The 12,584-nt window shown below is 55.5% G+C and carries 13 protein-coding genes; 6 read left to right on the top strand and 7 right to left on the bottom strand.

Features of this window, described 5'->3' with window-relative positions:
* The 4 genes from lptF to IEW12_RS08285 are packed head-to-tail and all read left to right on the top strand — an operon-like array spanning window position 1 to window position 3,488.
* On the top strand, window positions 1-1,164 hold the full coding sequence (lptF, locus tag IEW12_RS08300; RefSeq protein ID WP_188565441.1) for an LPS export ABC transporter permease LptF: 1,164 nt from the start codon (window positions 1-3) through the stop codon (window positions 1,162-1,164).
* A complete protein-coding gene (gene lptG / locus IEW12_RS08295; protein ID WP_188565440.1) occupies window positions 1,161-2,291 on the top strand; it encodes an LPS export ABC transporter permease LptG in 1,131 nt (376 codons plus the stop codon). The genes lptF and lptG overlap by 4 nt, the downstream gene beginning before the upstream one ends.
* Window positions 2,288-2,656 carry a sirohydrochlorin chelatase gene (locus tag IEW12_RS08290; protein WP_188565439.1) on the top strand — a complete coding sequence of 123 codons (369 nt, stop codon included), beginning with the start codon at window positions 2,288-2,290 and terminating at the stop codon, window positions 2,654-2,656. Before lptG ends, IEW12_RS08290 begins: the two co-directional genes overlap by 4 nt.
* Window positions 2,657-2,693: 37 nt before the next feature.
* Window positions 2,694-3,488, top strand: coding sequence for a substrate-binding periplasmic protein (locus IEW12_RS08285; RefSeq protein ID WP_188565438.1), 795 nt, complete (start codon window positions 2,694-2,696; stop codon window positions 3,486-3,488).
* 30 nt (window positions 3,489-3,518) lie between these two features.
* On the opposite strand, the gene cobA is transcribed toward IEW12_RS08285, so the two are convergent.
* The 7 genes from cobA to IEW12_RS08250 all read right to left on the bottom strand — a co-directional run bounded on the left by cobA (window position 3,519) and on the right by IEW12_RS08250 (window position 10,428).
* Complete coding sequence (cobA, locus tag IEW12_RS08280) at window positions 3,519-4,301, bottom strand: uroporphyrinogen-III C-methyltransferase (RefSeq protein WP_188565437.1); 783 nt, start codon at window positions 4,299-4,301, stop codon at window positions 3,519-3,521.
* A 33-nt stretch (window positions 4,302-4,334) separates the two neighbouring features.
* On the bottom strand, window positions 4,335-5,660 hold the full coding sequence (locus IEW12_RS08275; RefSeq protein ID WP_188565436.1) for a sulfate adenylyltransferase subunit 1: 1,326 nt from the start codon (window positions 5,658-5,660) through the stop codon (window positions 4,335-4,337).
* The gene (cysD, locus tag IEW12_RS08270) at window positions 5,660-6,595 is read right to left on the bottom strand and encodes a sulfate adenylyltransferase subunit CysD (protein WP_188565435.1); all 936 of its coding nucleotides are present in this window, start codon (window positions 6,593-6,595) and stop codon (window positions 5,660-5,662) included. Before cysD ends, IEW12_RS08275 begins: the two co-directional genes overlap by 1 nt.
* An 18-nt stretch (window positions 6,596-6,613) precedes the next feature.
* Entirely contained in the window at window positions 6,614-7,360 is a 747-nt protein-coding gene (locus tag IEW12_RS08265; RefSeq protein WP_188565434.1) for a phosphoadenylyl-sulfate reductase, read from the bottom strand.
* Window positions 7,357-7,878, bottom strand: a complete 522-nt coding sequence (locus tag IEW12_RS08260; protein WP_188565433.1) for a DUF934 domain-containing protein — start codon at window positions 7,876-7,878, stop codon at window positions 7,357-7,359. Before IEW12_RS08260 ends, IEW12_RS08265 begins: the two co-directional genes overlap by 4 nt.
* Before the next feature lie 70 nt (window positions 7,879-7,948).
* Window positions 7,949-9,643 carry a nitrite/sulfite reductase gene (locus tag IEW12_RS08255; RefSeq protein ID WP_188565432.1) on the bottom strand — a complete coding sequence of 565 codons (1,695 nt, stop codon included), beginning with the start codon at window positions 9,641-9,643 and terminating at the stop codon, window positions 7,949-7,951.
* 11 nt (window positions 9,644-9,654) lie between these two features.
* Window positions 9,655-10,428, bottom strand: a complete 774-nt coding sequence (locus IEW12_RS08250; RefSeq protein WP_188565431.1) for a sulfite exporter TauE/SafE family protein — start codon at window positions 10,426-10,428, stop codon at window positions 9,655-9,657.
* A 391-nt stretch (window positions 10,429-10,819) separates the two neighbouring features.
* On the opposite strand from IEW12_RS08250, the gene IEW12_RS08245 reads away from it, so the two are divergent.
* Entirely contained in the window at window positions 10,820-11,761 is a 942-nt protein-coding gene (locus IEW12_RS08245) for a CysB family HTH-type transcriptional regulator (protein WP_188565430.1), read from the top strand.
* Window positions 11,758-12,555 (top strand): HAD family hydrolase, encoded by a 798-nt coding sequence (locus tag IEW12_RS08240; protein WP_188565429.1) that lies wholly within the window; start codon window positions 11,758-11,760, stop codon window positions 12,553-12,555. The genes IEW12_RS08245 and IEW12_RS08240 overlap by 4 nt, the downstream gene beginning before the upstream one ends.
* Window positions 12,556-12,584 lie beyond the last annotated feature (29 nt).

Here is a 12,584-nt window from a genome sequence, read left to right as displayed (position 1 = left end):
ATGATTTTTCAGCGCGCGCTTCGACGTGAATTGCTCAGTACTGCGGGTGCTGTCTTCACAACTTTGTTCACAATTGTCATCACCGTCATGCTTATCAAGATCCTCGGCCAGGCCGCGGGAGGCAAGGTGGCATCTGCCGATGTGATCGCCCTGATCGGCTTTACTTCGCTGGGATACATGCCGGTATTGCTGATATTGACCGGCTATGTGTCGGTGCTGTGGGTGGTCACCCGCAGCTATCAGGATTCCGAAATGGTAGTCTGGTTCGCGTCCGGCGTCAGCCTGCTGAACTGGATAAGGCCCGTCGTTTTTTTCGGCCTGCCTATTATTACGCTGACAGCCTTGCTGACCTGTTTCGGCACGCCATGGGCGAACCGCCAAAGCGCGGAGCTGAAGCAGCGCTATGAGAAGCGCGACGATATTGCCAAGGTAGCGCCGGGTAAATTCCAGGAATCGGCCTCGTCTGACCGTATCTTCTTCGTTGAGAGCGTGGCCGGTGACCTGGGCAAGGTGCAGAATATTTTCGTCAATACGGTGAACAATGGCCGTTCCAGCGTCATCGTCGCCAAGGAAGGCGCAATAGAAATAGACAAGAACGGCGACAAGTTCGTCGTGATGAGCAAGGGCCGCCGCTATGACGGCTTGCCTACCGAGCCCGATTTCCAGATGATGCAATTTGAGCATTACGGCATCCTGATGGCCTCGCAGACCAAGGCCCTGGCCGAAGACAAGTCCGCCAAGTCGATGACCATGGCCGAACTGCTGGAAAATCAAAGTTCTTCCTACAACCAGGGCGAGCTGCTGTGGCGGGTGTCGCTGCCGTTGATGGGCACCGTGCTGATGTTTCTGGCGGTGCCGCTGGGTTTCGTCAATCCCCGCGTAGGGCGCTCGGCCAATCTGATTATTGCCTTGCTGCTGGTCGTGGTTTATCTGAACTTGGTCAATATCGTGCAAGCCTCTGTGGTACAGGGACGGATGGCCTTTTCCATGGCCTGGTGGCCTCTGCAGGCGGCCGCACTGGTCTTTGTTGCGCTGGCCTTTGCCTGGCGTATCAACGTAAATAGCCGCATGCATCCGCTGGTGCTGTGGAGTGGCTTCAAGGGCTGCTTCCATAGCAAGAAGGCAGAAAAGATGGCAAGTGCAGGGCAAGTGAGCGGCTCATGAAAGTATTGCAACGTTATTTTTTATCGGAAATCATCCGCTCGGTACTCTTTGTACTGATCGCGCTGCTTGCGCTGTTTGCGTTCTTTGACATGCTCGGTGAGCTGCAGGCGATCAACCAGGGTGGCTACAAGTTTCAGCATGCTTTGCTGTATGTGATGCTGGGCTTGCCGGGCTATATTTATGAGTTCATGCCTATCGCGGTGCTGATCGGGACGATTTTTGTCCTGGCGCAGTTCGCCTCCAATTCCGAGTTCACCATCATGCGCGCGGCCAGCATGTCCACCGTGATGGCGGGTACGATGCTGGCCAAGATAGGCCTGATCTTCGTCGTATTCACCTTTTTGTTTGGCGAGCTGGTTGCTCCTTTTACGACCAAGCTGGCTGAAAAGGTCAAGCTCAATGCGCTCGGCACACCGATTACGCAGGAATTTCGTACCGGTTTGTGGACCAAGGATCTGATCCGCGACAATGGCCTGACAGGCAAAGTGATAGGTTCGCGCTTCCTGAATGTGAAAGAAATTCTGCCCAGCAGGCAGCTGGTTGGCCTCAAGGTGTATGAATTCGATATGGATTTTCACCTGGCCAAGGAGATCCTCGCCAAGCGCGCCGACTTTATCGGCAACAGCACCTGGCGCTTTTTCGACGTCAGCGAAACCAGCTTTCCCAAGGGGTTGGAAGAGCAGGATTTTGCGAATATAGCCAGCCAGAAGATGGCGAGCAAGGATATTGTCTCTGAAATCACGCCGAATATCCTGTCGGTGCTGTTTGTTGATCCGGAGCGCATGTCGGCTTATGACTTGGCGGCTTATACCAAGCATCTGGCCGACAACAAGCAGGGAACAGAGCGCTATGAAATCGCCTTCTGGAAAAAAATGACCTACCCGTTTGCGGTGCTGGTGATGATGGCACTGGCTTTGCCTTTTGCCTACCTGCACTTCAGGACCGGCGGCATCAGCCTGAAAATTTTCAGCGGCATCATGCTGGGCATGAGCTTCTATCTGATTAACAGCCTGTTCTCGCATCTGGGTTTGCTCAATACCTGGCCGGCCCTGGTCACGGCGCTGGTGCCTAGTTGTCTGTTCCTGGCGATCGCCGTTAGTTCTTTGTGGATGATGGAAAGAAAATGACGGCTACTGCAATGGTGCTGTTTGCCCATGGCGCGCGTGACCCGCGCTGGGCCGCACCATTCCAGCGCTTGCAGGAGCTGACCCAGGCGAGCATGCCGGAGGTGACGGTAAAGCTGGCTTTCCTGGAGCTGATGAAGCCCTCGCTGCCGGAACTGGTGGAGGAGTTGCTGGGCCAGGCACACACCAGCATCACCCTGGTACCGATATTTCTGGGGCAGGGCGGGCATGTATTGCGCGATCTGCCGGCGATGGCGAATCAACTGCGCGCTAGCCATCCGACTCTGTCATTGACAGTAGTGGATGCTGTTGGAGAGCAGCCTTCCGTACTGGCGGCGATCAGGGATTACTGTATCTCTTCCTTATGATTTTGTTTCCGGGCAAGCCATTGCCTGATGGGCAATCATGCAGCAATCCTTAAAACGCTTCACCCGTACTATACTGCTGACGCTATTGGCTGCGCTGCCACTAGCAAGGCCCGCCCATGCGCGGGAGATACTCGCAGTGGGTGCGGAATTTGCATCCGTCTATGAGCGTAGCGGAGATGGCGAATTTACCGGCCTGGGCGTAGACATCCTCAGGGCAATCGCTCTAAGGACCGGCGACACCATCCGCTTTGAAATGTATCCGTGGGCGCGCGCGCAACTGATGGTGGAACAGAATCAGGCGGATATCCTTATCGGGCCGTATAAGACGCGAGAGCGCGAAAGCCGGTTTTCTTTCGCAGCGCGTGGCTTCTATCGCGATTACATGGTGTTTTATGCCCGTAATACCAATAGCGTAGGTGGCAGCAAGGGCAACAAGGACCAGTGGGATGGCAATTACCAGAATCTGCGCGGACGCAAGATAGTGGTGGTCAATGGATGGACCTATGGGCCGAGGTTTGAAAGTATCCGCAATATGCTGCAGCCCGAGGTTGCCAACTCATTGGCGAATGCGCTGAATATGCTGCAGGCCGGGCGTATCGATTATCTGGCCAGCAATCTGCGCAATACGGAGGCATTGCTGAAGGCGAACGGCCTGGGTGCTCAATTCAGCATGCTTGATCCTGTGCTGGATACGCAGGACGGCTATCTGGCGTATTGCAAGAAAAGTGGCTGCGACGAGTTGCGCAAGCAGTTCGACCAGGTTTTTGAGCATTTGCGCGCCAGTGGTGAGCTCGCAAAAATGGGACATGGCCACAACGTCGTGATACCGTAAGAATGGCTGCTGTAAGCAAGGCAAGCCTTGTCAGGCGGTCAGGTAAGCCCTGGTAACGGCAGGCAACTCAGACTGCTGCTCAGTAAAACTATCCCTGGTCCTCAGGGATTCACCCATCATCACCAGGACCGGGCCTTCACAATCGGCCAATCCCTGTTCCAGATCCGATAACTGCAGGCGTAGTATGCGCTGATCTGCGCGGCTGCAATTTTCCACTACCACGACCGGCCAATCGGCGGGGCGGCCGGCTGCCAGCAGCCTTTGTGCCGTCAGGATGGCTTCCTTACCGCCCATGTATTGCACCAGCGTGTCGCTGTCCGGAACACGGGTTTCATTGCTTTCGCCGGGAGCTGTGCTGGACGTGAACAAGGCCACGCTGCGGGCTACTCCGCGTTTTGTCAGGGGCTGCCTGGTTGCAGCGGCAGCAGCCAGTGCAGTGGTAATGCCGGGCACTACTTCCACTTCTATGCCTGCGAGCTCCAGGGCACTGAGCTCTTCGTCAGCGCGCCCAAACAGCATGGGGTCGCCGCCTTTCAGGCGTACGACAATCGCATGCTTTTGCGCATTGTCTATCAATTGCTTGTTGATGAAATGCTGTGCGGTAGACAGCTTCCCGCAACGCTTGCCGACGGCGATCTTGATCGCTTGTGGGCATAGCTCCAGCATTTCTTCCGTCACCAGCGCATCATGCAGCACCACATCGGCCTGCGCCAGCAGGCGCGCACCGCGCAGCGTGATCAGGTCGGCAGCGCCGGGGCCGGCGCCTATCAGATAGACCTTGCCGGCTTTGCTGTTATGGTGGGATGGCTGCATGCTGGGCTTTCCTTGTTAGTAATCGGATACGAATCAGGCGCTGATGCGTATCATACCGGCAGCAACGGTCTGATGCGTGACTTCATCGATCAGGATGAAGGCGCCGGTGGAGCGTAGCGCATCATAAGAATCGGCAGCCAGCGCTTGCTGTACATTGATGCTGACGCGGGCGATATCGTTAAGCTTCAAACTGTCTGCCGAGCGGGTCTGCTGGGTGTTGATGTCCAGCAGTGTCTCGATGGACGTCACCCTGGCTGCAACCTGTTTGGTAGTGTGCTTCAGCCAGTATTTACGGCGCACATCCAATGCGTCCTCAGACAACCAGCACAAATCGGCACTGACGGTTTTCAATTGAGTGGCCGGACGTTCTGCCGATGACAGCATGTCGCCGCGGGAAATGTCCAGATACTCGTCCAGCAACAAGGTCACGGACTGACCAACGACTGCCGATTCCAGTGAGCCGTCCAAGGTCAGAATATCTTTGACGGTCGCTTGCTGGCCGCTGGGCTGCACCACCAGTTTGTCACCCTTGGATACTTTGCCGGCTTCAATGCGGCCCATGTAGCCACGGAAATCATTCGCTTCATGACCGTTATGACGCGCTACCAACTGTACTGGGAAGCGGAAAGGCTCGTCATGGCATTCGTCGTACACGCTCAGTGATTCCAGCAAAGAAATCAGCGTCGGGCCCTGATACCAAGGCATCTTGCCGCCGGCCGTTACTACATTATCGCCAGCCAGTGCCGACAGCGGGATAGGGCGGATATCCTTCAGGCCCAACTGGGTCGCAAACTCCCTGTAAGCGGCCACGATGCGGTCATACACGGTCTGATCGTAATCGACCAGATCCATTTTATTGACTGCGACGATCACGTGTTCTATCTGTAGCAAATGGGCTATCGTGGAGTGGCGCTTGGTCTGTACCAGCAATTCCACGCTGCCGTCATCACCCAGCTTGACCTTGGAAACGTCGATCAGAATGATCACTGCATCTGCCGTGGAGGCACCGGTAACCATGTTGCGCGTGTACTGCTCATGTCCTGGCGTGTCCGCGATGATGAACTTGCGCTTGGGCGTGGCGAAGTAGCGATAGGCGACGTCGATGGTAATGCCTTGTTCGCGCTCTGCTTCCAGGCCGTCTGTCAGCAATGACAGGTCGATGGTGTCGCCAACGGTGCGCTTGTGCTTGGCGCGCGAGATCGCATCCAGTTGATCCGCAAAAATGCCTTTGCTGTCAAACAGCAGGCGGCCTATCAGCGTGCTCTTGCCATCGTCGACCGAGCCGGCGGTAATGAAGCGCAGCAGGCCGCGTTCCTTGGTCAGTTCCGACAAAATAGTAGGTGCCAATGGGGTACTCATCAGAAATATCCTTCTTTTTTACGTTTTTCCATCGATGCTTCTGATGTCTGGTCATCCATGCGGGTAGCGCCGCGTTCAGTAATTTGCGTTACTGCAGTTTCCGCAATGATCGCTTCTACCGTCGCTGCGTCCGAGGCGACCGGGCAGGTGCAGGAAATGTCGCCGACGGTACGGAAGCGCACCAGTTGGGTTTCCACTGTTTCACCCTCTTTGGCCGGGGTCAGATCAGTCAGCGGCACCAGCAGGCCGTTGCGCGGGATGACCTCGCGTTCATGCGCGAAATAGATAGGGGGCAGTGCCAGTTTCTCGCGGGCGATGTACTGCCATACATCCAGCTCGGTCCAGTTGGAGATAGGGAAGACACGCATGTTTTCACCTGGATGCACGCGGGTATTGTAGAGATCCCACAGTTCCGGGCGCTGCGCTTTTGGATTCCACTGGCCGAACTCATCGCGGAAGGAAAAGATGCGCTCTTTGGCGCGGGCCTTTTCTTCATCACGGCGGGCGCCTCCTATGCAGGCGTCAAACTTGAACTCGGCAATGGTTTCCAGCAAGGTGACTGCCTGAGCCGCATTGCGGGAGTCAGTCAGAGGATTGCGCAGACGCACCGTGCCGCGCTTGATCGAATCTTCCACAGAACGCACGACCAGGCGTTCGCCCAGCTCTGCAGCGCGTGCGTCACGGAAATCGATGACTTCCTGGAAGTTGTGCCCAGTATCGATGTGCACCAGCGGGAAAGGGAATTTACCCGGACGGAAAGCCTTTTCGGCAATGCGCAACAGCACGACGGAGTCTTTGCCGCCGGAAAACAGCAGCGCAGGATTACTGCATTCCGCAGCGACTTCGCGCATGATGTGGATGGCTTCCGATTCCAGCCAGTCCAGGTGGCGATTGCTCGCGGCGTCGATGAAATGGTGCTCTACAGCTTTGTTCATGATTTTTTTCCCGTTGCTTCAGGATACTTGTTTAATTCGGATCAGTTTGCCGTCTACCACATGCAGGCCACATTCCTTGGATTCCGGGTTTTCCCACCACCAGCGGCCGGCGCGCACGTCTTCACCCGGTAATATCGCCCTGGTGCAAGGTTCGCAGCCTATAGACGGATAGCCTTTGTCATGCAGCGGGTTGTAGGGCACGTTGTTGCTGCGCAGGTAGTGCCATACATCTTCCTCTGACCAATCCGCCAGCGGATTGAATTTCTGCATGCCGTGCGCCGCATCATCCTCTTGCACATGCAATTCTGCGCGGGTTGCGGATTGCGCACGGCGCTGGCCGGTGACCCAGGCTTTTTTTCCATCCAGTGCGCGGTTTAGAGGCTCTACCTTGCGGATGCGGCAGCATTCCTTGCGCATTTCCACACTGTCGTAGAAGGCGTTTAAGCCATTCTTTTGCACGTACTCTTCCACTGCGGCAGCTTCTGGTTTGTATAGCGCGACTTCAATGCCGTAGTTTTCCTTGATGCGGTCCAGCATGCCCAGCGTCTCCGCATGCAGGCGGCCGGTTTCAAGTGAGAAGATGGCGATATTCAGCTTGCTGCGCAAGATCAGATCGGTCAGTACCATGTCTTCCGCTGCCAGGCTGGAGGCAAACACGGCGGGCTCGAACTCTCCAGCTATGCGCTGCAATATTTCTTTTGTTTTGGCCAGATTGGCTTCAAAACCGGCTGATGCCGGCGCCTGCTGTGTGGCTACCGAGCTCATGCCTGTGCTCCCTCGCGATGCTCACGGCGGAACAGCGGTGTTTTTTCATCCCACGAAGTCTGGTACTTTTCGCTGAAGTCGGTCAGACCTTTCAGCGCGTCATGGATATTCTTGTCTTCGCGTGTAGCGAAAGAATTGAAGCCCACGCGCTGCATGTAGAACAACTGATCGCGCAGCACATCGCCTATCGCACGCAGCTCGCCGGTATAAGAGAAACGGGAGCGCAGGTTGTAGGCGACGGAATAGCCGCGGCCGTCTGCAAATTTAGGGAAGTCCACAGCGATCAGCGAGAAATGCTGGATGTCTTCCTTCAATTCCTTTGCTTGCTCATCGCTGCCAAACCACACAGCGATATCGCCGCGCGTGGCGAGGCTGTCGCGTTGCAACTGCCATACCTTTAACGGGACGATGACTTTGCCGGCTGGCACCTCAACTGCATCCGGCGTTTCGCCTTCTGCCAGCCGCAAGACTGTCCAGTCATCCTGGATAATTTTCTTGTCTTTAATAATTTCACGCATGTTCTGATCCGTATCTGTCATTGTCGCTGGCATCACCACTGCCAGCCTTCACTTATCTGCCGCTTGCTTATTAAGCGCAGGCGTCTTCTCCGTGAGGCTCTGTGGTCTTGATAGGGCTGGCATACACATATTCCTTGAACGGCACTATTCCCAGGCGGCGTGCGGTATCAATAAAGCGCTCGTCCTCTATCCTGTCGCGGATATATACCTGGATGATGCGGTCTATCACTTCCGGCATCTGGCCGGCGGAGAACGATGGGCCGATGATCTTGCCTATGGAAGATTCATTGCCTTGCGCGCCGCCTATTGATACCTGGTACCACTCGCTGCCATCCTTATCCACACCGAGGATGCCGATATTGCCGACGTGATGGTGGCCGCAGGCATTGATACAGCCTGACATATTCAATTCTATGTCGCCGATGTCATGCAGGTAATCGAGGCTGCTGAAGCGGTCTGTGATATCCAGTGCGATAGGAATGGATTTCGCATTTGCCAGTGCGCAGAAATCGCCGCCGGGGCAGCAGATCATGTCGGTCAGCAGGCCGATATTCGGTGTTGCCAGGCCATGGGCCTTGGCTTCCTGCCATAAAGTGACTAGTTCCGACTGCTTGACGTCGGACAGCACCAGGTTTTGCTCATGCGTGACACGTACTTCACCAAAGCTATAGCGGTCGGCCAGGTCGGCGATGAAATCCATCTGCTCGGCGCTGGCATCGCCCGGCGGGACGCCAGGCTTTTTCAGCGACAGCACGACTGCGGAATAACCGGTAACCTTGTGCGGTTTGACATTGCGCTTGACCCAGTTGGAGAACGCCTTGTTCTCGGTCTTATGCAGTTCAAAACCGGCATCGCTGGCTGGCAGGTTTTCATAGGCAGGTGTGCTGAAGTAGGAAGATACGCGCTTCAATTCTTCCTGTGTCAGCGTAGCAGGGCCATCCTTGATGTCTTGCCACTCTTCCTCTACCTGACGGGCGAACTCTTCCGCACCGATCGCCTTCACCAGTATCTTGATGCGGGCTTTGTAGATATTGTCGCGGCGGCCATACTGGTTGTAGATACGCAGTATCGCTTCCAGGTAGGTCATCACGTCTTTCCATGGCAGGAACTCACGGATCACGCTGCCCAGGATAGGGGTACGGCCCATGCCGCCGCCTACCATCACGCGGAAGCCGACTTCGCCCAGCTCGTTATGCACGACGGTCAAGCCGATATCATGCACGGCAATCGCTGCGCGGTCTTCTTTGGAGCCGTTGATCGCAATCTTGAATTTGCGCGGCAGGTAGGCAAATTCCGGATGGAAGGTGGTCCACTGACGCAGGATCTCGGCGTATGGGCGCGGATCGATCACTTCATCGGCAGCAACGCCGGCGAACTCGTCGGACGTGATATTGCGCATGCAGTTGCCGGAAGTCTGGATCGCGTGCATTTCCACCGATGCCAGCTCTTCCAGGATGTCCGGAGTCTCTTCCAGGTTGATCCAGTTGAACTGGATGTTCTGGCGGGTAGTGAAGTGGCCATAGCCGCGGTCGTATTTGCGGGCGATGTGGGCAAATTTGCGCACTTGGGTTGACGACAGCATGCCGTAAGGAACCGCTATGCGCAGCATGTAGGCATGGCGCTGCATGTACAGGCCGTTTTGCAGGCGCAAGATGCGGAATTCATCCTCGCTCAATTCGCCGGACAGGCGGCGACGTACCTGATCGCGGTATTGGGCGATGCGTTCCTTGATGATTTGGTGATCATGCTGATCGTAACGATACATCTTTTAAATCCTTAAAGAACCAGTTTGGCTGCAACGATGGTAAGCGTAGTGGCTAATAGTCCACGCAAGAATTTTTCGGGCACGGCGCGGGCGGCCATGGAACCGAGGGTAATGCCCGGTAGAGAGCCCAGCAACAAGCTGCCGAGCAGATCCCAGTGTATGGAGCCTAGCCACCAGTGGCCGAAGGCGGCAATCGCGGTCAGTGGCACTGCATAGGCGATGTCCGTACCCGCAATCTGTGCCGATGGCATGCGCGGATACAGCATCACCAGCAGCGTAGCGCCGATGGCGCCTGCACCGATGGAGGAGATCGTGACCAGCGTGCCGAGCAAGGCGCCCGCAATGATGGTTGCGGCTGTCAGTTGTTTACCCTGCAATTGTTTTTCAGGGTGGGCATTTAGCCATGCCAGCATCCTGGCCTTGAACAGCAATGCAATCACTGTCAGAAAAACGGAACCGGCGATGGAGTAACGGATGATCTGGCTTATTTCCTTATCCAGCGCACCAAAATGCTTCAAGCCCAGCGTGGCGACGATGGCAGCAGGGACAGCGCCGAAGCAAAGCAGGCGCACTACCTGCCAATCCACGGTGCCGCGCAGGCGGTGAGTAAACGTGCCTGCCGCCTTGGTAATGGAGGCGAAGGCGAGATCGGTGCCGACGGCAACCGTAGGGGAAACGCCGAATAGCAGGGTCAGCAGGGGCGTCATCAGCGAGCCGCCGCCAACACCGGTCAGCCCCACTAAAGCTCCTACTGCAAATCCCGAAACTATATAGGTTAAAGTCATATCCCCTCGCGCAAAGTAGATGCATCGTAATGAATATGTGCTTTATTCCAAACTACATAGTATTTATTTGCTTATATGCGCTTTTGATATAAGGATATGCGGGCCAGGGATTTTGTCTTATTGCATGCCGATGACGGAAAAAGCATTGAGAAAGATGAAAAATATTGTCTTATAGATATTTATTCAGAGAAAAAGCTGCTCTTGAATGAGCTCCGGCAGGCGAATAAACTATATACTGTTAATGGTATATAAAAAGATAAAAAACCAAATTATCAGGCATAAGAGCTCTGTGCAGTGGATGCGCGGCAGGCCAGCCTAAAACGACGGTATTCCGCAATTTCCCGATTTATTTTGTTGCTCAGGCAGCAATAAACGGGGTTCAAGGCCAACAATGAATCTACATCAACTACGCTTTGTCCGCGAAGCAGTGCGGCAAAATTTTAACCTGACCGAAGCTGCCAAGGCCTTGTTTACCTCGCAACCAGGGGTATCCAAAGCGATTATCGAGCTGGAAGAAGAGCTGGGCGTGGATATCTTTACGCGTCACGGCAAGCGTATACGCGGCCTGACCGAGCCCGGGCGGGCGGTGTTGAAGTCGGTAGAACTGATCATGCAAGAAATCGATGGTCTGAAGCGCATAGGCAAGGAATATGCAGCGCAGGACAGTGGCAGCTTCACAATTGCCACTACGCATACCCAGGCACGTTATGCCTTGCCCAAGGTAGTGCAAGCCTTCATGCAAAGGTATCCCAAGGTCAGGCTGTCGCTGCTGCAGGGCAATCCCAAGCAGATTGCCGAGATGGTCATGCGCGACCAGGCCGACCTGGCGATCGCGACCGAGGCTATTGCAGGCATAGACGGCCTGGTCTCCATGCCTTGCTACCAGTGGGAGCATGTGGTGGTGGTGCCGCCCGAGCATCCGCTGCTGAAGCTGAAGAGCATCACGCTGGAAGAAATTGCGCACTATCCGCTGATTACCTACGACGGCGCATTTGCCGGCCGCAGCAAGATAGACCATGCATTCGAGATCCGCAACCTGAAACCGGATATCTTGCTGGAAGCGATAGATGCCGACGTGATCAAGACTTATGTAGAGCTGGGCATGGGCGTCGGTGTGATTGCCGGTATGGCCTACGATGCCGAACGCGACAAGAACCTGCGCTCGATTCCCGTTGGCCACCTGTTCGGCATGAATGTCTCGCGGGTGGCTGTGAAGAACGGCGCCTACCTGCGCAGCTATATCTACACGTTTATAGAATTGCTGACGCCTACCCTGAACCGCAAGCTGATAGACCAGGTCATGCAGGGCGGCAAGGATACCTACGATTTATGAGCATGCGGGCACTGGCGGACTGGCCGCCGGAAGAGCGTCGCCTGGTGAAGGGCGTGCTGACCGACATCGATGACACGTTCACTACGCATGGGCGCTTGACGATCGCTGCGCTGGATGCGGTGGAAAGGCTCAGAGCTGCTGGCCTGAAAGTCATTGCCGTTACCGGGCGGCCGACCTACTGGACCTTGCCTTTGCTTAGATTGTGCAGTTTCGATGCGGTGATTGCAGAAAATGGCGCCAGCGCGTTCTGGCTGGATGCGCAAGGCCGCTTGCAATCGATGTTTTATGCCGATGCAGAAACGCGCCGGCAACACCGCCACCGGCTGGAAGAGTTCGCGCTGAAGATGCAGCGGCATTTTCCCGCTATTCATATTGCGGAAGATGCCGCGCAGCGGGTGGGGGATCTGGCCTTTGATATCGGTGAGAACATTGCACCGATACCCTTATCGCAACTGGAAGCCGTGGCAGCGCTGATCCGGGCCGAAGGCTTGTATGCAACTACCAGCAGCATTCATGCACATGCATCGGTGGTGCCGTTTTCCAAGCAGAGCATGAGCCAGCGTGTACTGCAGCAGGTATTCGGCATCGGTGACGACGCAGCTTGCCGGCAATACGTGTTTGTTGGCGATTCGGCCAACGATGCGTCGATGTTTGCCCACTATCCTTTGACCGTTGGTGTGGCGAATGTGCGCAAGTTCCTGGATCGTTTCGATGCGCATCCTGCCTATGTCACGCAACAGGAATACGGTGCAGGATTTGTCGAATTGGCGAACTCCATCCTGAACGAAAAATAAGAGCAGTTTTGCTGCCGGCAATACAACAG

Source organism: Parundibacterium terreum, assembly GCF_014636315.1.
Taxonomy (GTDB): Bacteria; Pseudomonadota; Gammaproteobacteria; order Burkholderiales; family Burkholderiaceae_D; genus Undibacterium; species Undibacterium terreum.
This window is presented reverse-complemented; position numbering and strand designations above follow the sequence as displayed.